Genomic DNA, 25,672 nt, shown 5'->3' with positions numbered 1-25,672 from the left:
GGGAGACCGCAGGAATGAACGTCATGGCAGGAAATACAGTCGGAACCGACACCGGCCCGAACATCGGCCTGGGGATGAACCCTGGAGCTGTGAACACCACGGCACCGAATCTTTCGGGTGTCGCGTATCTCTCGGCACACCGTGCATCCCGTGGTTGAACGACCCGTGGTCACACACCAGGTCGTCGACTCTCGCGCGGCCTATCTCGCGGCACTCGCCGTGCTCTCCTCCGGAACCGGGCCGATCGGCATCGACGCGGAACGCGCATCAGGTTTCACCTACTCCCAGCGTGCCTACCTGATCCAGATCTACCGCCGGGAGGCGGGCACCTTCCTGTTCGATCCACCGGCTATCGGCGACTTCAGCGAACTCAATGTCGCTCTCGCCGACGAGGAATGGATCCTGCACGCAGCGAGCCAGGATCTCGCCTGCCTCCGTGAGGTCGGCCTGGACCCCGCCCGGATCTTCGACACCGAACTCGCGGCACGCCTGCTCGGCCTGCCCCGCGTGGGGCTCGGCACCGTGGTCGAGGAACTCCTCGGTATCCACCTCGCCAAGGAACACTCCGCGGCCAATTGGTCGACCCGTCCACTGCCCGAGAGTTGGCTGGTGTACGCGGCCCTGGATGTGGAGCTGCTCCCGGACCTGCGCGACAGCATGGTCGACCTGCTCGTGGAATCCGGCAAGACCGGGATCGCCGACCAGGAATTCGCCGCCGTGCTTGCCAAGCAAGCAAAGCCGGCCCGCGCGGAGCCGTGGCGCCGACTGTCCGGCCTGCATGCTGTGCGTGGCCAGCGCAACCTGGCCGTGGCCCGCGAGCTCTGGGTGGCCAGGGATGCCCTCGCCCAGGAGCTAGACGTCTCCCCCGGCCGGTTGGTTCCCGACGCGTCTCTCGTAGCCGCGGCGCGCCTGCTGCCCGCCAACCGGAACGCTCTCGCCGAGCTGCGCGAATTCAACGGCCGCGCCAGCAGAACCGAACTCGACAGATGGTGGAAGGCCATGCTGCGGGGCCTCGCCAGTGTCGACCTGCCCTCCGTGAAGGCGAACGGCGACGCACTGCCGCCACCCCGCGCCTGGGCGGACCGCAATCCCGACGCGGACCTGCGGTACAAGGCCGCCAGGGCTGCCCTGACGGCCGTCTCTGAGGAGCTCGCTGTCCCGTTGGAGAATCTGCTCACGCCCGACCACCTGCGCCGGGTGGCGTGGCAGCCGCCGGAGCCTGCCGGTGCCGATGCCGTCGGCGAGGCCCTCGCCGAGCTCGGCGCGCGAACCTGGCAGATTGAGGCCACCGCACAACTAATCGCTGATGTCTTTGTGGAAGTCCACCAAAGCGCGTCCATGTCCTCGGACGCTGATTCGTAGGAACAGTCAAAGGATTCACACCGGTTAATCCGTCACCCTAGGATCGTGCGATACCTGTTTTGAGTGATGGAGGCAAAGTGGCCGAGAGAACTGAAGTCGTCTTCGTGGACGGGGTTCGTACCCCGTTCGGTCGTGCCGGCGAGAAGGGTATGTACTGGAATACCCGGGCCGACGACCTGGTCGTCAAGGCGATCACCGGATTGATGGAGCGCAACCCGACGGTGCCTGGCGAACGCATCGATGATGTCGCCATCGCGGCGACCACCCAGGCCGGCGACCAGGGGCTGACCCTCGGCCGCACGGCGGCCCTGCTGGCCGGCCTGCCCGTCACCGTGCCGGGCTTCGCCATCGACCGCATGTGCGCGGGGGCGATGACCTCGGTCACCACCATGGGAGCGGCGATCGGCTTCGGCGCTTACGATCTCGCCATCGCCGGCGGTGTCGAACACATGGGTCGCCACCCGATGGGTGCCGGGGTCGACCCGAACCCCCGCTTCCTCAGCGAACGCCTGGTCAGCGAGGATGCCCTCAACATGGGCGCGACGGCAGAACGCATCCACGACCGGTTCCCCGAGTACACCAAGGACCGCTCAGACCGGTATGCCCTGCGCAGCCAGCAGAAGGTCGCGGCCGCGTACCAGGCCGGCAAGATCCAGCCGGACCTGGTGTCCGTCGCCACCCGCAGCGCCGCCGGCTGGGGCTTGGCAACCCGGGACGAAGCGCCGCGCCCCGAGACCACCCTCGAGGGCCTCGCCGGCCTGAAAACGCCGTTCCGTCCGCATGGCCGCATCACGGCCGGCAACGCGTCCGGCTTGAACGACGGTGCCACCGCCTGCCTCCTGGCCAGCGGCGCCACCGCCAAGGAGCTCGGCCTCAGCGTGAAGATGAAGCTCGTGAGCTTCGCCTTCGCCGGTGTCGAACCAGAGGTGATGGGCCTGGGGCCCGTGCCCTCGACCGAGAAGGCGCTGCGCAAAGCCGGCCTGTCGATCACCGACATCGGCCTCTTCGAGCTCAACGAGGCGTTCGCGGTGCAGGTGATCTCCTTCCTGGACCACTTCGGCATCGACGACGACGATCCTCGCGTCAATGAGTACGGCGGAGCCATCGCCATCGGCCATCCGCTCGCGTCGTCGGGCGTACGCCTGATGAACCAGCTCGCCAGCCAGTTCGCCGAACACCCCGAGGTGCGTTACGGCATCACCGCCATGTGCATCGGCCTCGGCCAGGGTGGCACCGTGATTTGGGAGAACCCGCACTTCAACAAGAAGGCAGCCAAGCGATGACCGACAAGACCAACACCCCGATCGATTACGCCACCCTGGACTTCTCGCCGCTCGTCGTGGTGTCCGGCGACGAAGTGGTCACCCACTCGCTCGTTCGGGATATCCCGCTGTCCGGCGGACGCACCCTGGCCCTCCTGACGCTCGATAACGGGCGGGACCACACCCGGCCCAATACCCTCGGACCCGTCACGCTCCTGGAGTTCAGCGCCGTTCTGGACGAACTCACCGCTCGCGCCGGACGAGGCGAAATCCACGGCGTGGCCGTGACGGGTAAGCCGTTCATCCTCGCGGCCGGGGCCGACCTCAGCAAGGTCGGCGAGATCCCCTCCCGCGAGGTGGGCAAGCTGCTCGCCCAGCTCGGTCACTTCGCCCTGGGCAAGCTGAGCACCCTGGGGGTGCCGTCGTTCGTGTTCATCAACGGCCTCGCCCTGGGCGGCGGCCTCGAGGTGGCCCTGAACGCCGATTACCGCACGGTCGACGAGACCGTAGCGGCCATCGCGCTGCCCGAAGTCTTCCTCGGCCTGATCCCCGGCTGGGGCGGGTCCTACCTGCTGCCCAACCTGATCGGCATCGAGAACGCGCTCAAGGTGATCGTCGAGAACCCGCTGAAGAACAACCGCACCCTGACCGGTGCTGATGCGCTCAAGCTGGGCATCGCCGACACCATGTTCAGGTCGGTGAGCTTCCTGGAGGAGTCGATCCGGTGGGCCGACGGCGTCATCGCCGGCAGCATCACCGTGAGCCGGCCCAACGCGCCCGGCAAGATCGAGCGCCTGGTCAAGTGGGATGCCGCCGTCGGCATCGCCCGCAAGATGCTCGAGTCCCGCATCGGCACCGTCGCCGCGTCGCCGTACGCCGCGCTGGACCTGATCAAGGCGGCCCGCACCGGGACCAAGGCCGAAGCGTTCGCCAGGGAAGACGAGGTCCTCGCCGACCTGATCTGCGGCGACCAGCTGCCCGCGAGCATCTACTCGTTCAACCTGGTGCAGAAACGCGCCAAACGCCCGGCGGGAGCACCGGACAAGGCCCTCGCCCGTCCCATCGGCAAGGTCGGCGTCATCGGCGCCGGGCTGATGGCCAGCCAGTTCGCCTTGCTGTTCGTAAGGCGGTTGCGGGTACCAGTGGTCATCACCGACCTCGACCAGGCCAGGGTCGACAAGGGCGTGGCGTACATCCACGATGAGATCCAGACCCTGCAGGACAAGGGCCGGATCAGCTCCGACGAAGCGAACCGGCTGCGTGCCCTGGTGACAGGCACCACCGACAAGGCCGACTTCGCCGACGCCGATTGGGTCATCGAAGCGGTCTTCGAGGAGCTCGGTGTGAAACAGGACGTCTTCGCCGAGATCGAGAAGCACATCTCCCCCACCGCCGTGCTGGCCACCAACACCTCGTCGCTGTCGGTGGAACAGATCGGCGCGAAGCTGACCCACCCCGAGCGGCTGGTCGGTTTCCACTTCTTCAACCCCGTCGCCGTGATGCCGCTCATCGAGGTCGTGAACACCCCCGCGACCGACGAGGCCACCCTCTCGACCGCGATGGTGATCGCAGCCAAGCTGCGCAAGAACGCCGTCATCACCCGCGACACCCCCGGCTTCGTGGTCAACCGGGTGCTGGCCAAGCTGCTCGGCGAGGCCATGCACGCCGTCGACACCGGCACCCCGTTCGAGGTCGTCAACGGCGCCCTGGCGTCGTTCGGCCTGCCGATGACACCGTTCGAACTGCTCGAGCTTGTCGGCCTCAAGGTCGGCGCGCACGTGCTGGACACCCACCACGCCGCATTCCCCGACCGGTTCTTCGAGAGCACCAACCTGCACCGGCTGGCCGAGCACGGCAAGATCCTCGACCGCAACTCGAGCGGCAAGATCACCGGCTTCGACAAGGGCGCCGTGAAGATCGTGGCGGGCGGCACGACGCCGGTCACAGCGGAGCAGATCCTGCGCAGGGTGGAGGACGGCCTGGCCGATGAGATCAAGCGGATGCTCGATGACGACGTGGTGCACGCGCCGGAAGACATCGACTTGTGCATGCTCCTCGGCGCGGGCTGGCCGTTCCAGATGGGCGGCATCACCCCGTACCTCGACAGGGTCGGCGCCAGCGAGCGAGTTTTCGGCGGCACCTTCCACACCCCGATGGTGCGTGGGGTTGGCTCCGCGGCGCCTGCCGACAGCACCTCCGTGCTGAGCTAAGGGGCCGGGGAACGCAACTGTTGCCCGTGCGGACAATTGTGGCCGGTGTGCCGGCCACAATTGTCCGTTTCGGCAACAGATCCTGGGTGGGTTCCGTTTCGGTGGGTACCGGTGCGGCGCCTACCGGTTCGGCGCCTACCGGTTCAGCTACTACCGGTTCAGCGGGGTCATGTCGGCATAACGGTCACCGACGGGCGCGTCGATCGCGGACAGGGTCGCGAGCTGGGTCTCGCTGAGCACCAGCGCATCCGCCGCGACATTCTCCTCGAGCCGATCGACCCGCTTGGTGCCGGGGATCGGTGCGATGTCGCTCCCCTGGGCGAGCAGCCAGGCCAGGGCCACCTGGGCCGGCGTCGCATCCAGTTCCGTGGCGACGGCGTCGACCTGCTCGACGATGCGGATGTTGGCGGCGAGGTTGGCGCCGGCGAACCGGGGATTGTCGCGCCGGAAGTCGCCCTCGTCGAGCTGGTCGAGCGAGCGGATGGCCCCGGTCAGAAAGCCCCGGCCGAGCGGCGAGTACGGCACGAAGCCGATCCCGAGCTCGCGCACCAGGGGCAGCAGCTCCGTTTCAGGCTCCCGGCTCCACAGCGAGTACTCGGTCTGCAACGCCGTGACGGGGTGAACGGCATGCGCACGCCTGATGGTGTCCGGCGCGGCTTCCGACAGGCCGTAGTGGCCGATCAGGCCCTCGCTGATGAGCTCGGCGAGGGCACCGACCGTGTCTTCGATGGGCACGCCCGGATCCATCCGGTGCTGGTAGTACAAGTCGATGTGGTCGGTGCCGAGACGGGCCAGCGACCCGAGGACCGACAGGCGCACGTTCTCCGGGCTGCCGTCCAGCCCCCTGGAGCCGTCGGTGCGGTGCTGGATGGTGCCGAACTTCGTGGCGATGACCACGTCGTCGCGGCGGCCAGCCAGGGCCCGGCCGAGGAGCTCCTCGTTGACGTACGGGCCGTAGATTTCGGCGGTGTCGAAGAGGGTGACACCGAGGTCGATGGCCCGGTGGATGGTGCGGATCGACGCGGCATCGTCTGTGCCGGCGCCGGAATAGAACGCGGACATGCCCATGCAGCCGAGTCCGAGCCGGCCGACCTCGAGGGGTGAGTCGGCACCCAGTGTGATGTTCTTCATGCGGTGGTCCTTTCGTAGGTAGAGGGAGATCTTGTGGTCGATGGCGGCGAGGCTCGCCTGCATGTCGGCGAGCTGCGCCACGACGGCGATGCGGTGCCGTTGCAGCAGCTCGAGACGGTCAGGTGTGGTGTCCTCGCCGCGCCGGGCGAGGTCGGCGTACTCCCTCACCTGCGCGATCGGCAGGGCGGTGCTGCGCAACCGGGTCAGGAAGATGATCCAGGTCACGTCCCGCACCGAGTAGGCCCGGTGGGTGGATGACTCCCGGTGGATGGGCGCAAGCATCAGTCCCGCGCGCTCGTAGTACCGCAGCGTATGGGCGCTCAATCCGGTGCGTTCGGCGACCTCCGAGATCGAAAGCCGTTCGTCGTGTGGGGTCATGCTGAAACCCTAAAACCAAGAGTGCACTCTAAGTCAAGCGCCTGGGCTGACCGGTGCCGGTTAGTCGCGGGGCGCGCGCTGCAGGGGAACGCTGCCTGTCTCAGTGCTGCCTGTCTCAGTGCGGCCTGTTTCAGTGCTGCCAATTTCAGCGCGGCCGGTTTCGGTGCGAACTGTTTTGGTGCGGCCGGCGTCGGCCGGCAGGGCGCGGGCGTGCGGCAGCTTACTGCCGAGGACCATCGCGACGACGTCGCGGGCGATGTGCTGCGGCGTCAGGCCGACCCGTTCGAGGATCTCGGCGCGGGTGCCGTGGTCGAGGAACTCGTCGGGCAGGCCCAGCTCTGTGACGGCGGTGTCGACGCCGGCCTCGCGCAGGTCCTGGCGGATGCGGGTGCCGATGCCACCCACCCGGATACCATCCTCGATGCTCACCACGATGCGGTGCTGGGCGGCGAGCTCGATGATGCTTTTGGGCACCGGGACCACCCAGCGCGGATCGACGACCGTCGCGCCGATGCCCTGGGCGGCGAGCCGTTCCGCGACCTCGAGGCCCATGCCGGCCATCGGACCGACTGTGACGATCAGCACGTCCTGCTGGCTGCTGCGCAGGAGCACGTCGACGCCGTCGGACAGACGCTCCAGGGCGTCGAATTCGACACCGGTGCTGCCCTTGGGGAATCGCAGCACGGTGGGGGCGTCATCGACGAGGACAGCCTCGGCGAGTTCTTCACGCAGGCGGGTGGAGTCCCGCGGTGCGGCGAGCCGAATGTGCGGGATGACCTGCAGGATCGCGAGATCCCACATGCCGTGGTGGCTGGGGCCGTCCGGCCCCGTGACCCCGGCCCGGTCCAGCACGAACGTGACGCCGGCCCGGTGCAGGGCGACATCCATCAGGACCTGGTCGAATGCCCGGTTGATGAAGGTGGCGTAGAGGGCGACGACGGGGTGCAGACCACCGAACGCGAGCCCGGCGGCGCTGGTCACCGCGTGCTGTTCGGCGATGCCGACGTCGTGCACCCGCTCGGGGAACCATTCGGCCATCTTGTGCAGGCCGGTGGGCCGCAGCATGGCCGCGGTGATCGCCACCAGCTTGGGGTTGTCGGTGGCCAGGCTCAGCAGTTCGTCCGCGAAGACCGAGGTCCAGGACGGGGCTCCCGCGGATTCGGTGGGTTCACCGGTCTCGGGGTCGATGACACCGACGGCGTGGAACTGGTCGGCGACGTCCTGCACTGCGGGGTCGTAGCCCTTGCCCTTCTGGGTGATGGTGTGCACGATCACGGGAGACCCGTAGTCCTTGGCCTGGCGCAGCGCCTCGAGCATGGCCTCCATGTCGTGGCCGTCGACCGGGCCGATGTACTTGATGTCGAGGTTGGAGTACAGCGCCTCGTTGTTGGAGAACCGGCTGAGGAAGCCGTGCAGGCCGCCCCGCACACCGCGGAAGATGGCGCGGGCCGGCGCGCCCATGTGGTCGAAGGCCTCCCGGCTGGAGAGGTAGGCGGCCCGGTAGCTGCGGCGCAGTCGCACCGTGTTGAGGAACCTCGCCATGCCGCCGATGGTGGGTGCGTACGAGCGGCCGTTGTCGTTGATCACAATGATCAGGCGGCGATTGTTGTCGTCGCTGATGTTGTTGAGCGCTTCCCAGGTCATGCCGCCGGTGAGCGAGCCGTCGCCGACGACGGCGATGACGTGACGGTCGCTCTGACCGGTCATCTCAAAGGCCCGGGAGATCCCGTCGGCCCAGGACAGCGAGCTGGAGGCGTGCGAGCTCTCGACGATATCGTGCTCGGATTCGCTGCGCTGCGGGTAGCCGGCCAGGCCGTCGGACTGGCGCAGCCGGCTGAAGTCCTGCCGCCCGGTGAGCATCTTGTGCACGTAGGACTGGTGGCCGGTGTCGAAGACGATGGCGTCCCGCGGCGAATCGAAGATCCGGTGGATGGCAATGGTCATTTCGACCACGCCGAGGTTGGGGCCCAGGTGCCCACCGGTCTTCGAGATCTCCGCCACCAGGAAGGCACGGACCTCCGCCGCCAGCTCTTCCAGCTGGTCCTTCGTGAGACCGTCGAGGTCCCGGGGACCGTGGATCGTCTCCAGAAGGGTCATGGGCACTACCTTTCGCGTTCTGAGTGCTTCGCGTCACGTGGAGAGAATGAACTGGCGCGCAGATCGAATGAACCGAGTCTACGCGCCAGCTGTCTTGCCAGTCTGTGAAGCTATCCGACCAGGGAGCGCAGCACGTACTGCAGGATGCCGCCGTTGCGGTAGTAGTCGGCCTCGCCCGGGGTGTCGATGCGCACCACGGCGTCGAACTCGACGACGGGCTTGCCCGCGGCCGAGTGCGCCGTCGGCGTTGCGACGACGTGCACAGTCTTCGGGGTGCTGCCGGCGTTGAGTTCTTCCAGGCCGCTGATCGACACGCTTTCGGTGCCGTCCAGGCCCAGGGTCGACCAGGATTCACCGGCCGGGAACTGCAACGGGACCACGCCCATACCGATCAGGTTCGAGCGGTGGATGCGCTCGAAACTCTCGGTGATGACGGCCTTGACCCCCAGCAGGCTGGTGCCCTTGGCGGCCCAGTCTCGTGACGAGCCGGAGCCGTACTCCTTGCCACCGAAGATCACCAGCGGAGTGCCGGCGGCCTGATAGTTCTGGCTGGCGTCGTAGATGAACGACTGCGGCGCATCCGGCTTGGTGAAGTCGCGGGTGTAGCCACCCTCAACGCCGTCCAGCAGCTGGTTGCGCAGCCGGATGTTGGCGAATGTGCCCCGGATCATGATCTCGTGGTTTCCCCGGCGCGAACCGTAGGAGTTGAAGTCCGTGCGGTCGACGCCGTGCTCCATCAGGTACGCACCGGCCGGGCTGTCGGCCTTGATGTTGCCGGCCGGGCTGATGTGGTCGGTGGTGACCGAGTCGCCGAGCTTGGCGAGGACCCTGGCGTCGACGATGTCGGAGACCGGCGTGGTCTCCAGCGTCATGCCGTCGAAGTACGGGGGCTTCCGTACATAGGTGGACTTGGGGTCCCACTCGAAGACCTCGCTGTCCGGCGTCGGCAGTGCACGCCAGCGCTCGTCGCCTTCGAAGACCTCGCCGTATTCTTTGGTGAACATGGCCGTGTCGATCGAGCTGTCAATAGTGGACTGCACCTCGGCGGAGTCCGGCCAGATGTCCTTGAGGAAGACATCGTTGCCTTCGGTGTCCTTGCCGAGGGAATCCGTGTCGAAGTCGAAGTTCATCGAGCCGGCCAGGGCGTACGCGATCACCAGCGGAGGGCTGGCCAGGTAGTTCATCTTCACGTCCGGGCTGATCCGGCCCTCGAAGTTGCGGTTACCGGAGAGCACCGCGGTGACCGCGAGGTCGTTGTCGTTGATCGCGGCCGAAACCTCGTCGATAAGCGGACCGGTGTTGCCGATGCAGACCGTGCAGCCGTAGCCGACGGTGTAGAAACCGAGGGCCTCGAGGTCATCGGTGAGGCCGGCCTTCGCGTAGTAGTCCGTGACGACCTTCGAGCCGGGCGCCAGGGTGGTCTTGACCCAGGGCTTGGACTTCAGGCCCTTCTTCACGGCATTCCGTGCCAGCAGGCCGGCGGCGAGCATGACGGAGGGGTTCGAGGTGTTGGTGCAGGAGGTGATGGCTGCAACGGCCACTGCGCCGTGATCGAGCGTGTAGCTGGCGCCGTCAGCCGTGGTGATCGGCACCGGGCTCGACACCGAGACGGGAGCGTGGCTCACGTGCTGGTGGGAGATCTGGTGCGCGCTCTGTTCGTCCTGCGCGGTGAAACCGATCGGGTCAGACGCCGGGAAGGACGCCTCGACGGCCGCGTCCACCATAGACAGGTCGTGAGTGGCGTAATTCTGCAGGTCGATTTCGAACTGGGTCTTGGCGTTGCTGAGCTCGACCCGGTCCTGCGGGCGCTTGGGCCCGGCGATCGACGGCACGACGGTGCCGAGGTCCAGCTCCAGGTACTCACTGAAGTTGGGCTCCTGGGCGGGGTCGTGCCACAGGCCCTGCAGTTTCGAGTACGCCTCGACGAGCGCGACCTGGTCCTCGCTGCGGCCGGTGAGGCGCAAGTATCCGAGGGTGACGTCGTCGATCGGGAACATGGCCGCCGTCGAGCCGAACTCGGGGCTCATGTTGCCGATGGTGGCGCGGTTGGCCAGCGGGACCTGGGCGACGCCCTCGCCGTAGAATTCGACGAATTTGCCGACCACGCCGTGCTTGCGGAGGATCTGGGTGATGGTGAGCACAACATCCGTTGCCGTGACGCCGGTGGGGATGGAGCCGTTGAGCTTGAAGCCGACGACCTTGGGGATGAGCATCGACACGGGCTGGCCGAGCATGGCGGCCTCGGCTTCGATACCGCCTACACCCCAGCCGAGAACGCCGAGGCCGTTGACCATGGTGGTGTGCGAGTCGGTGCCGACGCAGGTGTCCGGGTAGGCGCGAAGGATGCCGTTTACCTCGCGGGTGAAGGTGACCCGCGCCAGGTACTCGATGTTGACCTGGTGCACGATTCCGGTTCCCGGCGGGACGACCTTAAAGTCGTCGAACGCGGTCTGGCCCCAGCGGAGGAACTGGTAGCGCTCACCGTTGCGCTCGTACTCGATCTCGACGTTGCGCTCGAGGGCGTTCTCGCTGCCGAACAGGTCGGCGACGACCGAGTGGTCGATGACGAGTTCTGCCGGGGCGAGCGGGTTGATCTTGTTGGGGTCGCCGCCGAGGTCGGCGACGGCCTCACGCATGGTGGCGAGGTCGACGATGCACGGCACGCCGGTGAAGTCTTGCATGATCACGCGAGCGGGAGTGAACTGGATCTCGGTGTCGGGATCGGCGGTGGGAACCCACGCGCCCAGTGCGCGAATGTGATCCGCGGTGATGTTGGCGCCGTCTTCGGTGCGGAGGAGGTTCTCCAGCAGCACCTTGAGGCTGAACGGCAGCTTCTCGAATCCCTTGACGGCGTCCAGGCGAAAGACTTCGTAGTCCGTCGAACCGACGCGCAGGGTGTCCCGAGCTCCAAAACTATTAACAGCAGACACGATGCCCTCTCCTTCGTGGAAACCGACGGGAAACCGTCCGCAATCCTCAATCCTGACCAACTGACGCCGGGTTCTGCCAGCAAGGGTAGCCTTACTGCAAACTATCTTGACGTCGAGATAACTATAACACCGGCCGTTCGGTGGCTGTGGCCGCGTATACCGAACGCACCATCAGCCAGGAGACCACGAGGAGCGGCGCATACAGCGGGATGCCCATGAGCAGTTTGGTCGCGCCCAGCCACTCGACGTTGCCGGAGTAGTACAGGGGAAGCTGCACGGCCAGGCGGAGGATGAACAGCCCTGCCCACATGAGCGTCAGGATCGTCAGGACCCGTCGTTTGGACCGGTCGGACCGCCAGGCGAGCTGCTCCCCCATCAGGAAGCCGACCGCCACGCCGAGCAGCGGCCAGCCGACGAGGGCGGAGACCAGCAGGGCCGCGCCGTAGACTCCGTTGGTCCAGAAACCCGGGAGGTAGAAGTCTTCGGCGCGTCCGGTGAGCAGGGCGAGCACGGCGCTGAGCCCGATGCCGACGAGTCCGCCGACGGCCTGGGTGACGGTCTGCTTGCGCGCCAGCCGGAGCGCGAAGAAGATCACCCCGATGAGCACCGGAGCGATCAGGGAGGGAATCAGGTCACGGGTCAGTGTGTAGGTGACCAGGAACACCAGGCCGGGCAGGACGGCCTCGACGAGGCCGCGGATGCCTCCCATGGCCGCCAGTAGCGCGTGGCCGCTGATGGGTTCCCCGTCGGCGGCCGGACTGAACCCCGCACGCCGGGCGGCGGCCGCCATGCCGTCGGCGAGGGCGCCGGCGGGCTCTGGTGCGCTGTTGCTGCTGTCGGTGCTGCTGGTGCCGTCGGACGACTTACGCGGTTCGGGGTCTGGCACGGAAAGGGAATCCGTCATCAGGTGACTTTCGGTGAGAGCACCTGACGAATCAGGCGCCGGTGGGTTCGGGCTTGCCGGCCGGAGAGGCCGGCATCCGCAGCGGGATGAGGTCGCGCGGCGGCATCGGGGCGGAACCGCGCACCACGACGATGCTGCGGAACAGGTCTTCGATCTGTGCTGCGGCTTCGGGGTTGATGGCGCCCTCGCCGGCGATAACGCCGCGCAGGAACCAGCGCGGGCCGTCCACGCCGATGAAGCGGGCCAGCCGGGTGGTGCCGGCGGGTCCCTGGCCGGCGGCGACGGGGATCTCGGCGACGAGTTCCGGGCCGAAGGGGCCTTCGCGTGGAGTGGTCGAGCCACCCTGCTTGGCGATCTGGTCGGCGATCTGGCTGCGGATCTCCTGCCACAGGCCGCTCGAGCGCGGTGCAGCGAAGGGCTGCACCTGAAGGGTCGATCCGGCGTAGTCCAGGCCGATGGCGACGACGCGCTTGCTGCCCTCTTCGATCTCGAGCCGAAGGTGCAGGCCCTCGCGGGGAAGGATCTTCACCCCGCCGAGGTCGACGTATGGGCGCACCGGGTTCGCTTCCGACTCGTCGAGGGGGCCGTCCACGTCTCGGTCGACGGGTGCGGACTTGGCGTGCATGTCGGGGACCTGCTGCTCGGTTCCGTTGAGCTCGGTGCCGGCCGGGCCGTCGGTGGTCGAGCGCGTGTCGGGATTCACGTTGTCACTCACAGGGTTTCTCCGCTTCGGTGGGCGTCCGTCGGGGCGGACGTTTCGGTGTGGGGGGCGAGGTCTGGCGCGGCGCCCGGCGCGATGCCGGTCGAGCCGAAGCCACCCTCCCCCCGCGTGCTGCCGGGCAGTCGTTCGACGGGCACGAAGACCGCCCGCGCCACCGGCACAACAATGAGTTGGGCGATGCGATCGCCCACGTTGATGGGGAACGGCGTGACAGGGTCGGTGTTGATCAGGCAGACCTTGACCTCGCCCCGGTAGCCGGCGTCGACGGTTCCCGGCGAATTCACGACGGTGATTCCGTGTTTGACCGCCAGGCCGCTGCGCGGGACCACGAACGCCGCGTATCCGTCCGGCAACGCTATCGACACACCGGTTCCGACGAGTGCCCGTTCGCCGGCCGCCAGGACCAGCGCCTCTGAGGCATGCAGGTCGGCTCCGGCGTCACCCGGATGGGCGTAGGTCGGGAGAACGGACGCGGTAATCAGGACTTCGACGCTTTCAGCCACGTGTCGAGGGTAGTGCAGTTATCTGGTCGAATAGACCCATGCCTGATTATCGCGAAAAACTCTGGCCATCCCCGTGGCTCTTCATCATCATTGCGCTTGTGATCCCCGCGAGCCTCCTGGTCTTCCTGCCGATCTCGGTGCTGGCGGGGATCCTGACCGGGGCCGGCCTCTACCTCGGCAGCGCCCTGCTGTTGGTACTGGCGTCGCCGACTGTTACGGTGGCCGGCGGTGTCCTCACCGCCGGCCGGGCGCGCATCGAGACGCGCCTGCTCGGTGAGGCCGTGCCCGTCGAGGGAGCGGACGCCACGCTCGAACGTGGCCAGAAGCTGGATGCCCGCGCGTGGCTGCTGATCCGCGGCTGGATCGCACCCGTGGTGCGCATCCCGCTGACGGACCCAACCGATCCGGCGCCGTACTGGCTGGTGTCCAGTCGCCGGCCACAGAAAATGGCCGCCGCGATCAATGGATCGCGACGGCCAGCATCAAGTAACTAAGCGCGCTTAGGCGTCGCACTCCAGGCAGACCGGGCCGAGCTTGGTCTCGTGCGACATCTGCGAACGGTGCTTCACGAGGAAGCACTCCACGCAGGTGAACTCGTCGGCCTGCGGAGGCAGGACGACGACGTCGAGGTCGAGGTCGGACAGATCGGCGCCCGGGAGGTCGAAGCCACCGGGGTTGTCGGAGTCGTCAACATCAACGACACCAGACATCTTGTCGGGTACACGCTCCTTGAGGGCCTCGATCGACTCTGAGTCGTCTTCGGTCTTTCGCGGTGCGTCGTAATCGGTTGCCATACCCATCCATTTCATTAACGCCGATAAACGAAATCGGCGGCCATAGTTTGCAACAATCCGTGCGGAATAGCAAACCAATCACCAACCTTTCAGGTTGGCATTGGGAGCAACTTCCGGCACGCCCGCAGTATTCCCCGGAAATGAGCACTATGCATGGCAGGGTTGGGCCATCAGTAATCGCGAGAGGGCTTTCGCCATGCAGGATTTGAAAGTTATCGGAGTCGAGAACGGCGCGCTGCTTGCAGCGTCAGAGGAGGGCGATCGTTTTCGGATCCCCATCGATGCGGTTCTCCAGTCCCGGCTTCGCCAAACCCAAACGGATACGTCCGTTCGACCCAAGTTGTCGCCCAGGGAGGTGCAGGCGCACATTCGTTCCGGCATGTCCGCGGAGGACGTCGCGGCAGTGACCGGTGCGTCGCTGGACTTCGTCAAGCGCTTCGAGGGACCGGTGGTCGCCGAACGCGAGTACATCGTGTCGAGCGCCTTGAGCGTGCCAGTGCACACCGCGATCGATCCCGATCCCATCGACGAGCAGGCCAACTTCGGCAGCGTCATCCGGGAACGCCTCGCGTCGCTCGGTGCGTCCAACGAACGCTGGGCCAGCTGGAAGGAACCCGGCGCGGGGTGGATCGTCAAGCTCGCCTTCACGGCGGACGACATCGACCATGACGCCCGGTGGGGCTTCGAGCCGAAGAAGAACACCCTGTCGCCGATCGGCAGTGAAGCCATCGCGCTCTCCCAGCAGGGAGAGCTCAAGGGTGCCCTCATCCCCCGGCTGCGCGCCGTCGGCGCCGAGACCAGCCTGGCCGACGTGAGCCGCTTCGACAGCGGCGCCTTCACTTTCAAGGAGTCCCTGGCCGACGACATCCTCAACGACACGGCTCCGCTGCACGATCCGGTTCCGTACGCCCGCTCGGCCGGAACCACCGAGGCCGTCTCCAAGGCCGCCATCAAGCGTGCGGCCGAACCGCCGCAGAGCCTGAGCGAGACCGCGGACCTGCTCGAGTCGCTGCGCCGCCGCCGCGGCGAACGCGAGGCGGCCGCCGGGGAGACCGAAACGCACGCCACGTCCGTGGCTGACACGCGCCGCGCCGAGCGGGCACCGGCCGAGTCCGGTATCCGCCTGGTGAACGAGGTGACCCCGACCGCCGAGCCGGCCGCCGCACCTCCCGAGGAGACCCGTAATGTATGGGCCACTCAGGCCGCGACGGGACAACCGCGCACCGGTCAGACCGGTCGCCGCGGCCGAGCGTCGATGCCCAGCTGGGACGAGATCGTCTTCGGCGCTCGCACCGACGACGACCTGGCCTGATCCGTCAGACCGACAGGTCACCCTGAGGGGTCCCCTGACGCGTCACCCTGACTTGTCATAGGCTGCGGTTCCATGACCCGCGCCTCCCGCTCCGACATCACCCGGCGTCGCCTGGCCAGCCAGGCGCTGACCGGGTCGATCACCGATCCCGCCCTCGTCGTGGACCGGATGCTGGCCGTGCAGGCGCAGGACCTCCGGTGGGCGAAATGGGCCGTTGCCGTGCGGGCACCCGGAAGCACCTCCGCCGACGTCGACGGGCTGATCGATTCCGGCCGGATCGTGCGCTCCTGGCCGATGCGGGGAACCCTGCACCTGGTGCCAGCTCCCGACCTGGCCTGGATGCTCGGGCTCACCACCGCCAGGCTCTGGGCGGGAGCGGCAACCAGGCGCCGCGACCTGGGCCTGGACGAAGCCACCATCGAACACGCCCGCACCGTGGTCGAGGATGCGCTGAGCGGCGGACGGGAGCTCACCAGGGCAGGCTTCCTGGCGCTGCTGGAGAGCCACGGGATCAGCACAGACGGCCAGCGGGGCTATCACCTCATCTGGCACCTGGCCCAGTCGGGAACGCTCTGCTGGGGCCGGCAGCTCGACTCCCAGCAGATGCTCGTCCTGCTGTCGGAATGGGTCCCCCGGCCCCGGCTGCTGGAACGCGACCAGGCACTCGGCGAATTCCTGCTGCGGTACCTGGCCGGGCACGGGCCGGCCCCACTGACCGACTTCGCCTGGTGGTCCCAGCTCACCATGGCCGACGCCAAGACCGCCCTGGCCGTTGCGGGAGGACAGCTCGACGCGCTCGACGTCGACGGCGTGCGCCATCTGCTCCCTCAGCGCTCCGACCTGGGCCCGCTTGGCCGTGCCGCACCGGGGCGTGGTCCGACCGCCGTGCTGGCCCTTCCCGGCTTCGATGAGTACCTGCTCGGCTATCGGGACCGCAGCTTCGCGATCGAGCCCGAGAATCTGACCAGGGTCGTCCCGGGCAAGAACGGCATCTTCCTCCCCATCCTGGTTCGCGGTGGACGCATCTTCGGCACCTGGCGCCGTGACTGGCAGCCCCGGGCGATCACGGTCCACCCCGAGCCGTTCTCCCCGCAGCCCGCAGACTCGGAGACGAGCACCGAGCGGGCCCTGCACGACTACGCGCGCTTCCTCGGCCGCCCGGTGCAGGTGCTTCCGGCCCCGCCGACCGCGCCGCCCGCACCGTAGTATCGCGGGCCTCGCCCGGTGATCCGGCCGGTCCCGCGGGCCTTGTACCCTATGACAGTGCGAATAACGGCCAACCTGCGAGTGTCCAGACGGATCCCGCTGCTGCAGACCCTCAAGACCTCAGTCGCCGTGGTCCTGGCTTGGGTCATTTCGATGTGGCTCCTGCCCGGCGAACTGCCCATCTTCGCCGCGATGGCGGCGATCTTCGTCGTGCAGCCCAGCGTCAACCAGTCCCTCGGACGGGCCCTGGAACGCAGCCTCGGCGTGGTGGGCGGGGTCCTGGTCGCCCTCGCCATCGGGCTGGTGTTCGGCCAGTCCAGCTGGATCGTGCTGGCGGCGATCGTGCTCTGCATCCTGCTGGCCTGGGCCCTGAAGCTGTCCCCGGGATCGGCCAATCAGATTCCGATCAGCGCGATGCTCGTGCTCGTGTTGGGCGCCGCGACCCCGACCTATGCCAGGGACCGCATCATCGAGACGATCCTGGGCGCCGCGATCGCTGTCATTGTCAACGCGTTGATCGTTCCGCCCGTGCTGCTCACGCCCGCGCACGACGCGGTGACCCGGCTCACGCTGGAGGTGGCCGCGACCTTCGACCGGGTGGCCACCGCACTGCTGAGTCCGCAGAAGTACGCCGACCTGGAAACCCTGATGATCCAGGCGCGACTGCTCCGGCCGATGCTGGCCAAGGCCGAACGCGCCATCAGCCAGGCGGAGGAGAGCCTGACCCTCAACCCCCGCCAGGCCAGGCACCGGGAGGTTCTCGACGCCGACACCGACCTCTACGCCCGCCTGGTCCCCCTGGTCACCAGGGCGCTGGGTATGACGAGGGCGCTGCGCGACCACTACGACGATTCCCTGCACCTCGAGCCCACCGTGCAGGCCTTCGCCATCGAACTGGAACGAGCCGCCCATGATCTGCGGTTGCTCACCGTGCCGTCGGACGGGGGGCCGGCTAGCGCGGCTCCGGCGTTCGAGCCACCCGCCCTGACGGCGCCCCTGATGATCATGACCCCGCATCCCCAGCACTGGATCCTGATCGGCGCCCTGATGGAGGACCTGCGACGGGTGCGCGAGGAGATCACCGGCGAGTAGGCTGCCCGCATGTCGAGCAGCCCCGAGCCCGCGCCCCAGGGCAAGCCGGCGGGCGGGGCATCTCCCCGGCGGACGGTTCTGTCCACCCGGCGCCTGGAATCGTACACGGACGGCGTGTTCGCCATAGCCGCGACGCTGCTGGTGCTGAACGTCTCCGTGGACAGCATCGGCGTCGTGACGTCGAACGCCGAGTTCCTGCACCAGATCAGCGCGTTGGTGCCGAGCGTCCTGAACGTGGTCATCAGCTTTCTGCTGCTCAGCCTGCTGTGGCTCATCCACGTACGTCAGTTCGAGTTCATCCCCCGCGTGGACACCACCATCATCTGGCTCAACAATTTCCGCCTCCTCGGCGTGGTCCTGGTTCCGTTCACGACGAGCCTCAACGACGAACTCAGTCGGTTCCTGCTGGGCCGCATACTGTTGCCACTGAATTTCTTCGTGATACTGCTCTTCAGCACCTGGCAGTGGTTCCACGCCAGTTCTCCCCGCCGTCGGCTCGGGGAGGGCGCATCCGCCGCCGCGGTGCACAACGCCAGGGTGTACAACGTCAGCGCGCTCGCGCAAGCGTTCGCCGTCGTGCTGCTGGCCACCCTGGTCGGTTCCCCTGCGTTCTTCCTGTTCGCCCTTGATCCGCTCATCGCCCTGGTATTGCGACGCGCCGGGGTGCTGAGGCCCACGCCGGACGAAGCGGCGGCCGGCTGACCCAGGAACTGCACGCAGAGACACCACAACGGGGACCCCACTGGTGGGATCCCCGTCGCGTGATGCCGAGTGCTTAGGCCTGGAGGGCGCCCTGCAGTTCGAGGGTGATGGTGACCTTGTCGCCCAGCAGCATGCCGCCGGTCTCGAGGGCCGCGTTGTACGAGAGGCCGAAGTCTGCGCGGGCGACCTCGGTCGTGGCCGTTGCGCCGAACTTGTAGTTGCCGTAGGGGTCGCCGCCGAAGCCACCGAACTCGAAGTCGAAGGTGACGGGCTTGGTGACACCCTTGATGGTGAGGTTGCCGTCGACGAGGTAGTCGCCCTTGACGACGCGCACGCCGGTCGACACGAAGTCGATGGTCGGGTAGGTCTCGGCGTCGAAGAAGTCGCCGTTGCGCAGGTGACCGTCGCGGTTGGCCTCGTTGGTGTTGATGGACGCGACCACGGCGGACGCCGTGACACTGGTCTCGAGGGGGTTCTCGGTGGTGACGAAGGTGGCGTTGAAGGTCTCGAACGTGCCTTTGACCTTGCTGATCATGATGTGACGGATGCTGAAGCCGACCACGCTGTGGGTGGGGTCGATAGTCCAGGTTCCTGCTTTGTAGCCGGGGATGGTGGTCATGGTGATGTCGCTCATCGTGCTCCTCAAGTCGATGGGGGCGGTGGATTCGCTGCCCTCAGGTATATGCAAGCGCATAGGACCCCAGGATATTCCATCGCTGTCCGCAAAAGATGTGAACGGTTCAGGAACGTCCGGCGAACCGGACTCGGTGGCGGGGGAAGTAGGCTCTGCCTGTCGAAAGGATTCCACGATGCCGACCGCCTCCCTGTCCCGTCCGGCGCTGTCCAGTCCGGCACTGGGCATCCGCCATCTGGCCCCCGAGAGCGTTCTGGTTCTCGCCGGGGGCCGGGCGATCCTGCTGCAGCTCGCGAACCCCGCCGTCGGGCACGGTGTCGCCAGACACAGCGACTTTGCGGCCAGACCGTTGAGCCGCCTGAGTGGGACGCTGTCCTACGTGTACGCCGTCACCTGCGGCACGCCCATCGACCGGGCCGCGGCCGTGCGCCGGGTCTCCCTGGCCCATCGTCCGGTGCACGGTGCGCAGACCCTCAGCACACCGGCGTACAACGCCTTCGATCCGCAGTTGCAGCTCTGGGTGGCCGCCACCCTGTACGAGTCCGCGACCCGCATGCACGAGCTGGTCTACGGACCACTCCCCGATGCCGACGCCGAGACCGTCTACCGGGACTATGGAGTGCTGGGCGCGGCACTGCAGGTGCCGCCAGGGCTGTGGCCGGCTGACCGGGCGGCTTTCGCGGCGTACTGGAGCCGCGCGACGACCGGGCTGTCCACGGACGAGACGACCCGATCGGTGGCCAGGCAACTACTGCACCCGAAAACCGGACCGGTCTGGCTGCGCCTGGCGATGCCGCTGGCGCGCCTGGTCACGACGGGGCTCCTGCAGCCGGACGAACGAGCGCTCTTCGGCCTGACCTGGTCCACCGGTCGACAGCGCCGGTACACCGCCGTGATCGGCGTCGTGCGGCTGGTCTATCCCCGATTGCCGACGCGGCTGCGGCAGGCCCCGATGCGTCACTATCTGCGGGCCGGCCGGGCCCTGGCGGCCGAGGAACGTGCGGCGGTGGAACCTGACGGCCCCGAAAGGCGTTGACCGGCACGCGTCGACCGGCACGCGTCGACTGGCACTCGGCCTAGAAGAAGTCGTCCGGAGTGCCGGCCGCACGGGTCACCGCGACGGTGGATACGCCAGCGCCATCGAGCTTGGCCACTGCGACGCGAAGCCCGGACTCCATCTGGGATGCCCACACCTCGGTCTCACGGGCCCCGGCCTCGACGGCAGCGAGCTTGGCGAGGGCCTTCTCCTTGTCGGCGCGCTCGGTGGTGACCTGCTGGATGCTCAGGGTGACGGCGTAGTACGCCGCCACCATTGAGGCGATCGGCGTGGCGATGACGGCGAGGGCGATGATGCTCTCGTTGGAGACGTTCACGAAGATCATGATGATGAAGGCGATCGCCAGAACGGCGATGCCCACGAGCACGACCAGCGCCGCCCGCTGCGCCGGTCCGGTCCTGAGATCGGAGAGCAGGGTGCGGCTGCGGGGTTTGGCCGCGGCTGGGGTCGAGGATTCCGCAGTGCCACCGGGCCCGTCGGTTACCGGTTCGGTTGCCGGTGCGGTGCCCGGCATCGGCAGGCGTTCCGTGGTGGTCGAGGTGTCGAGGGGGAACGTGCGGTCGAACGGGTCATAGCTCTGATCGGTCATGGTCACTCCGTGGGTGGGTTTCGGTAGCCGGGTGATGTCTCAAGGCTCTGTCGTTGTGGGCGTTGTCGTTGTGGGGGGGGTGTTGTTGAGGGGGGGTTCTGTCGTCGAGGGTAGCGCGTCCCCGGGCAGGAAGACGCGTTTATAGCTGCGGCCATCCGCCAGCTCGACGGTGCGGCTGATCAGCTTACCCCTGCTCACCTGCAGATACACCGCCTGCACGCTGACTCCGAGCAGTGCAGCCGCCTCGGCCACCGAGTGCCCGGGCAGGTCGGTCGGAACGCTGCTGGGCCGCGCGCTGCGCTTGCGGCCGGCATCCAGTCGGGCCGCGATGTCGTCGTCGGTGCCCTGCCAGCGCCACTTGGCCGCGGTGGGCTTGAGCCCGGCGGCATCCGCGATCTCGGGCCAGCCCGCCCCGTCGGCCAGGGCGTCGCGCACGCTCGCCAGGGCGGCGGGGTCGGCATCGAGGTGGTGCAGCACGGCACGAATGGCGCGCATCCGTTCGAGCGGCGGCGCCGCCGCGTCGGCGTCCAGCGCCGACAGCCGGGCCAGCGCGGCCGCCGTCTCCGGGGAAAGAAAGTGGCCCATTGGTCCTCCTCGATGGTCAGTGGAACCGGCACGTGGAGCTGTCTGGTGGAGCCGTCTGGTGGAGCTGTCTGGTGGAGCTGTCTCGTGGCGCTGCCGGGTGGTGCTAGCCAAGCACCGCGACCGAGTGCGGCGGCAGCAGCACTTGACCGGCGTCCAGCCGGAGGCTCGCGTCGGCATTGTTGGCGAAGGCGAGCAGGACGCTATGCCCCGTGACCGGCACGGACTGTGCGCTCGTTGAGAGGTTGATCACGATCTCGGTCTCGCCGCGGGACAGCCGCAGCCAGCCAGCCGCTTCGTCGAAGGCCACCGCGACACGCGCGAACCGTGGGTCGGTCAGGTCGGCGAGCCGGCGCCGCAGACTCGCGAGGTCACGGTAGAACGCCAGGAGACGACCGGAATCGCCCCGCTGCAGCTCGGACCAATCCAGTTTGGACCTCTCGAAGGTGGCCGGGTCCTGGGGGTCGGGCACCACGGCCGGGTCCCAACCCATGCGGGCGAACTCGCCGATCCGGCCCTCTGCGGTGGCCAGGCCGAGTTCGGGTTCCGGGTGCGAGGTGAAGAACTGCCACGGAGTGTGTGCGCCCCATTCTTCGCCCATGAACAGCATCGGGGTGAACGGGCCGAGCAGCGTGAGTGCGGCGGCGATGCCCAGCTGGCCGGTGTCGAGCTGGGCGCTGAGCCTGTCGCCGATGGCTCGGTTGCCGATCTGGTCGTGATTCTGCGAGGCCACGACGAGGCGCCAGGCCGGCATCCGTTCGGTGTCGACCGGGCGGCCATGGTGGCGGCCGCGGAAGGTGGATTGGGTGCCGTCGTGGAAGAAGCCGCGGGTGAGTACCTTCGCCAGGGCGCCGAGCGGGGCGAAGTCGGCGTAGTAGCCCGCGGTCTCACCGGTGAGGGCGACGTGAACGGCGTGGTGGAAGTCGTCGCTCCACTGAGCGTCAAGTCCGTAGCCGTTCGCTTCACGGGGAGTGATGAGCAACGGGTCGTTGAGGTCGGATTCGGCGATGAGGGTGAGCGGGCGCCCGACGGAGGCGCTGAGCACCGCGACCTCACCGGCGAGCTGTTCGAGCAGGTGCACGGCGGAGTGGTCCTTGAGCGCGTGCACGGCGTCCAGGCGCAGTCCGTCGACGTGGTAGTCACGCAGCCACATCAACGCGCTGTCGATGATGTACCGGCGCACCTCGTCGGAGTCCTGGCCGTCTAGGTTGACCGAGGCGCCCCAGGTGTTGCCCTCGGCGTCGCTGAGGTAGGGGCCGAAATTGGGCAGGTAGTTGCCGCTGGGGCCCAGGTGGTTGTGCACGACGTCCTGGATGACGCCGATGCCGGCCGCGTGGCAGGCGTCGACGAAACGCTGGTAGGCCGCCGGGCCGCCGTAGCCCTCGTGCACGGCGTACCAAAGCACGCCGTCATAGCCCCAGTTGTGCGTGCCGTTGAAACCGTTCACCGGCAGCAGCTCGACGAAGTCGACACCGAGCGACACGAGGTGGTCGAGCCTGCCGGCCGCGGCCTCGAGGGTGCCCTCGGGGGTGAAGGTGCCGATGTGCAGCTCGTAGATGGTGGCGCCGGCCAGCTGGCGGCCGGTCCACCCGTCGTCCTGCCAGGCGTGCGCGGCCGGGTCGAAGGTGCGGGAGAGATCGTGCACGCCGTGCGGCTGGCGGCGGGACCGCGGGTCGGGGAACGGGCCGGTGCCGTCCACCAGGAAGCCGTAGTCGACACCGTCGGGGGCGCCCGCCAGGGTGCCGTGCCACCAGCCCGCGTCGCCGCTGGTCATCGGCGCGGTGCCGTCTGCGGACACCAGCTGGACGGTCCCGGCGGCCGGCGCCCACACGTCGATCTGAACGGCTGTGTTGTCCTTAGGCACGGGGTGACCTCCTCGATAGCGACAGGTGCGGCGGATGCGGCGGCGATTCGGCGGCGGATGCGGGGATCAGCAGCGCCACCGGGTAGCGCGACAGCAAGTCGGCCAGGCGCACCTGGCCGCCGTCGAAGCGGGCGCCGGTGAGCGCGTCCTGCCAGTCGTGCCCGGCGAGCATGATCGTGGTGTCGCCCCAGCCGGTGCGGGCGAGCGCGACCGGCAGCCGGGTGGCCACGGTCACCGCGCCGCCGCGATCGTAGGCCACCACGTGTGCGGCGGCCGGGCCGAAGGCCTCGACGGGCGCGTGCCGGCCGAACAGCTCCGGCCGGTCGCGCCGGAGACGCAGGGCGCTCGTGGTGACGAGCAGTTTGGCGGCACCGGTCTCGTCGATGGGGGGCAGCCAGCCCGCCTGGACGCGGTCCAGGAAGTCCCGGCGCACGGTGTAGTCCACCGGGCGGCGGTTGTCGGGGTCGACGAGTGACATCTCCCAGAGTTCGCTGCCCTGGTAGACGTCGGGCACGCCGGGTGCGGTGAGCTGGATGAGCTTGAGGGAGAGCGAGTTGCTCCAGCCGGCCTGTTCAACCCGGTCGACGAAGGAGGCGACGGTGCGGGCCAGGGGTCCGTCGTCGGCCAATGCCCTCACCAGGGCGCGCATGCGGTCTTCGAAGTCTTCGTTCGGCGCGGTCCAGGTGGTCGAGAGGTTCGCTTCCCTTGACGCCTTCTCGGCGTAGCCGATGAGACGGTCGGTGGAGGCGGGCCAGGAGCCCACGATGGCCTGCCAGAGCAGGTTTTCGAACGGGGCATCACCGAGCGGGGCCAGGGCGCGCAGCTCGGCAAGCAGGCCGGCCCACTCGTCCGGGATCTCGGCGAGTACCGAGATCCGGGCTCGCACGTCTTCGCCGCGCTTGGTGTCGTGGGTCGACAGCGTGGTCTGTGAGGCGGGCGCAACCGCGAGCCGCGTCTGCTGGCGGCGGTGGAACTCGTCGACAGACACCGCGAACTCGCTCGGGTCTGCGCCGACCTCGTTGAGGGAGGTGAGCCGGCTGTAGCGGTAATAGGCGGTGTCTTCGACGCCCTTGGCCATGACCATCCCCGAGGTCTGTTGGAAGCGAACGGCCGCGGGGTGCGTCGGGTCGGTGAGGTACGGGAGCAGAGCGGTGATGGTGGCGTCGAGGTCGGGGCGGCGCTGCCGGGCCAGCCGCACGGCGGTATCGAGCTCGGGCCGGCCGACAGGCAGGTAGGAGCGGTAGACCGGGAACCAGGCGATCAGTTCCGCGAGGGCGTCGGCGGAATCGGCCACCTCGGGGATCAGGCGGTCGAGGCGGCGCACCTCGCTCTGCAGGATGCCGTCGGCGATGGCGCGCTTAGAGGTGTAGACCAGCTCGGCCCAGGACACGGCACCGTCCTGCAGTGTGGCCTCGAGGGCGTCCAGAGCGTCCTGGCCGGCTGGGTCGACGAGGACCCTGTCGAAATCGGCGAGGGCGTCATAGCCGGTCGTGCCGTCGGTCGACCAGCTGCTGGGCAGCTGCTCGCGGCCCTCCAGGATCTTCTCCACCAGCAGGTAGCCGTCGGGCATGGCAGCGTGCAGCCTGTCGAGGTAGCCGGCCGGGTCCGCGAGGCCGTCCGGGTGGTCGACCCGCAGGCCCTGCACCTGGCCGGTGTGCACCCAGCGCAGGATCTCGCGGTGGGATTCGTCGAAGACCCAGGGCACCTCGACGCGCACGCCGGCGAGGGTGTTCACGGCGAAGAAGCGGCGGTAGTTCAGGTCGGCGTCCGCCCGGCGCCAGTTGACCAGTTCGTAGTGCTGCCGGTCGTGCACGACGGCGGCGGGGGCGCCGTCGTTCGCGGTGCCGGGAGCGATCGGGAACCGGTTGTCGTAGTAGTGCAGTTCGTCGCCCACCACCGTGAGCCGGTCCAGTTCGGTCTCGCCGTCGCCGAGCACCGGCAGCAGGAGCCGACCGTTGCCCGCGGGCCAGTCCACGTCGAAGGCCTCGGCGTAGCGCGAGCCCTGCCCCTCACGAAGCAGCTCCCACCACCAGGCGTTGCTGTGCGGTGTGTTGACGCCCACGTGGTTGGGCACGATGTCCACCAGGATCCCGCGGCCGGCCGCGGCCACTCGCTCCGACAAGCGGGCGAGCGCCTCGGGCCCGCCGCGGGCCGGGTCGATGCTGCCGTGGTCGATCACGTCGTAGCCGTGGTCGGAGCCCTCCTCCGCCGTGAGCAGCGGTGAGAGGTAGAGCCAGTCGGCGCCGAGCCGGCTGACGTAGTCCAGCACTCCGGCCGCCGCATCCAGATCGAAGGCCGACGTGATCTGCAGGCGATAGGTGGATACGGGGATGCTCATGTCG

Annotated in this window: 21 protein-coding genes and 1 pseudogene; 9 read left to right on the top strand and 13 right to left on the bottom strand. The window is 68.1% G+C overall.

The genetic code is table 11. The features are described 5' to 3' along the window. The first annotated feature begins 150 nt into the window (after positions 1–150). The 3 genes from E3O42_RS15865 to E3O42_RS15855 all read left to right on the top strand — a co-directional run bounded on the left by E3O42_RS15865 (position 151) and on the right by E3O42_RS15855 (position 4,834). Complete coding sequence (locus E3O42_RS15865; RefSeq protein WP_420897890.1) at positions 151–1,362, top strand: HRDC domain-containing protein; 1,212 nt, start codon at positions 151–153, stop codon at positions 1,360–1,362. 77 nt (positions 1,363–1,439) lie between these two features. Continuing rightward, on the top strand, positions 1,440–2,645 hold the full coding sequence (locus E3O42_RS15860) for a thiolase family protein (protein ID WP_134454870.1): 1,206 nt from the start codon (positions 1,440–1,442) through the stop codon (positions 2,643–2,645). After that, positions 2,642–4,834, top strand: a complete 2,193-nt coding sequence (locus E3O42_RS15855; RefSeq protein WP_134454868.1) for a 3-hydroxyacyl-CoA dehydrogenase NAD-binding domain-containing protein — start codon at positions 2,642–2,644, stop codon at positions 4,832–4,834. Before E3O42_RS15860 ends, E3O42_RS15855 begins: the two co-directional genes overlap by 4 nt. Positions 4,835–4,984: 150 nt before the next feature. Here the strand turns inward: E3O42_RS15855 and E3O42_RS15850 are convergent, their stop codons facing one another. From E3O42_RS15850 to dut, 7 genes and pseudogenes are all read right to left on the bottom strand, one after another. After that, complete coding sequence (locus tag E3O42_RS15850; protein WP_166788022.1) at positions 4,985–5,965, bottom strand: aldo/keto reductase; 981 nt, start codon at positions 5,963–5,965, stop codon at positions 4,985–4,987. A 45-nt stretch (positions 5,966–6,010) separates the two neighbouring features. Continuing rightward, a pseudogene (locus E3O42_RS18855) lies at positions 6,011–6,343 on the bottom strand (MerR family transcriptional regulator); the annotation flags it as partial. 60 nt (positions 6,344–6,403) lie between these two features. After that, positions 6,404–8,440 carry a 1-deoxy-D-xylulose-5-phosphate synthase gene (gene dxs / locus E3O42_RS15845; RefSeq protein ID WP_198414160.1) on the bottom strand — a complete coding sequence of 679 codons (2,037 nt, stop codon included), beginning with the start codon at positions 8,438–8,440 and terminating at the stop codon, positions 6,404–6,406. Between the two features lie 110 nt (positions 8,441–8,550). After that, a complete protein-coding gene (gene acnA / locus E3O42_RS15840) occupies positions 8,551–11,370 on the bottom strand; it encodes an aconitate hydratase AcnA (RefSeq protein ID WP_134454864.1) in 2,820 nt (939 codons plus the stop codon). Positions 11,371–11,491: 121 nt separating this feature from the next. Beyond that, positions 11,492–12,274, bottom strand: a complete 783-nt coding sequence (locus tag E3O42_RS15835) for a DUF3159 domain-containing protein (RefSeq protein WP_134454862.1) — start codon at positions 12,272–12,274, stop codon at positions 11,492–11,494. Positions 12,275–12,305: 31 nt separating this feature from the next. Next, positions 12,306–12,899 carry a DUF3710 domain-containing protein gene (locus E3O42_RS15830; RefSeq protein WP_134454903.1) on the bottom strand — a complete coding sequence of 198 codons (594 nt, stop codon included), beginning with the start codon at positions 12,897–12,899 and terminating at the stop codon, positions 12,306–12,308. A gap of 86 nt (positions 12,900–12,985) precedes the next feature. Beyond that, entirely contained in the window at positions 12,986–13,498 is a 513-nt protein-coding gene (dut, locus tag E3O42_RS15825) for a dUTP diphosphatase (RefSeq protein WP_134454860.1), read from the bottom strand. A gap of 38 nt (positions 13,499–13,536) precedes the next feature. On the opposite strand from dut, the gene E3O42_RS15820 reads away from it, so the two are divergent. Further along, positions 13,537–13,992: a DUF3093 domain-containing protein gene (locus E3O42_RS15820; protein ID WP_134454859.1), complete on the top strand. Its 456-nt coding sequence runs from the start codon at positions 13,537–13,539 to the stop codon at positions 13,990–13,992. Positions 13,993–13,998: 6 nt separating this feature from the next. Here E3O42_RS15820 and E3O42_RS15815 read toward each other — a convergent pair whose 3' ends face one another. Further along, on the bottom strand, positions 13,999–14,292 hold the full coding sequence (locus tag E3O42_RS15815) for a DUF4193 domain-containing protein (RefSeq protein WP_066599570.1): 294 nt from the start codon (positions 14,290–14,292) through the stop codon (positions 13,999–14,001). 196 nt (positions 14,293–14,488) lie between these two features. Between E3O42_RS15815 and sepH the strand changes: the two genes are divergently transcribed. From sepH to E3O42_RS15795, 4 genes are all read left to right on the top strand, one after another. Further along, on the top strand, positions 14,489–15,604 hold the full coding sequence (gene sepH / locus E3O42_RS15810) for a septation protein SepH (protein ID WP_134454858.1): 1,116 nt from the start codon (positions 14,489–14,491) through the stop codon (positions 15,602–15,604). Between the two features lie 72 nt (positions 15,605–15,676). Further along, positions 15,677–16,810, top strand: coding sequence for a winged helix DNA-binding domain-containing protein (locus tag E3O42_RS15805; RefSeq protein WP_134454857.1), 1,134 nt, complete (start codon positions 15,677–15,679; stop codon positions 16,808–16,810). Between the two features lie 51 nt (positions 16,811–16,861). Then, on the top strand, positions 16,862–17,902 hold the full coding sequence (locus E3O42_RS15800) for an FUSC family protein (protein WP_338144957.1): 1,041 nt from the start codon (positions 16,862–16,864) through the stop codon (positions 17,900–17,902). A gap of 9 nt (positions 17,903–17,911) precedes the next feature. Next, a complete protein-coding gene (locus E3O42_RS15795) occupies positions 17,912–18,604 on the top strand; it encodes a TMEM175 family protein (protein WP_134454855.1) in 693 nt (230 codons plus the stop codon). 73 nt (positions 18,605–18,677) lie between these two features. On the opposite strand, the gene E3O42_RS15790 is transcribed toward E3O42_RS15795, so the two are convergent. Then, positions 18,678–19,238 (bottom strand): YceI family protein, encoded by a 561-nt coding sequence (locus E3O42_RS15790; protein ID WP_166788021.1) that lies wholly within the window; start codon positions 19,236–19,238, stop codon positions 18,678–18,680. A gap of 175 nt (positions 19,239–19,413) precedes the next feature. On the opposite strand from E3O42_RS15790, the gene E3O42_RS15785 reads away from it, so the two are divergent. Beyond that, positions 19,414–20,274 (top strand): oxygenase MpaB family protein, encoded by an 861-nt coding sequence (locus E3O42_RS15785; protein WP_134454854.1) that lies wholly within the window; start codon positions 19,414–19,416, stop codon positions 20,272–20,274. Between the two features lie 40 nt (positions 20,275–20,314). Here E3O42_RS15785 and E3O42_RS15780 read toward each other — a convergent pair whose 3' ends face one another. From E3O42_RS15780 to treY, 4 genes are all read right to left on the bottom strand, one after another. Continuing rightward, positions 20,315–20,884 (bottom strand): hypothetical protein, encoded by a 570-nt coding sequence (locus E3O42_RS15780; protein ID WP_134454853.1) that lies wholly within the window; start codon positions 20,882–20,884, stop codon positions 20,315–20,317. A 39-nt stretch (positions 20,885–20,923) separates the two neighbouring features. Beyond that, positions 20,924–21,469, bottom strand: coding sequence for a DNA-binding protein (locus E3O42_RS15775; RefSeq protein ID WP_134454852.1), 546 nt, complete (start codon positions 21,467–21,469; stop codon positions 20,924–20,926). Between the two features lie 103 nt (positions 21,470–21,572). Then, positions 21,573–23,330: a malto-oligosyltrehalose trehalohydrolase gene (gene treZ / locus E3O42_RS15770; protein ID WP_134454851.1), complete on the bottom strand. Its 1,758-nt coding sequence runs from the start codon at positions 23,328–23,330 to the stop codon at positions 21,573–21,575. Continuing rightward, positions 23,323–25,668, bottom strand: a complete 2,346-nt coding sequence (gene treY / locus E3O42_RS15765) for a malto-oligosyltrehalose synthase (RefSeq protein ID WP_134454850.1) — start codon at positions 25,666–25,668, stop codon at positions 23,323–23,325. Before treY ends, treZ begins: the two co-directional genes overlap by 8 nt. Positions 25,669–25,672 lie beyond the last annotated feature (4 nt).

It is taken from the genome of Cryobacterium adonitolivorans (genome assembly GCF_004402695.1).
Classification (GTDB): Bacteria; Actinomycetota; Actinomycetes; order Actinomycetales; family Microbacteriaceae; genus Cryobacterium; species Cryobacterium adonitolivorans.
Note: the sequence above shows the minus strand (reverse complement) of the source record. Positions and strands in the feature narration are given on the sequence as shown.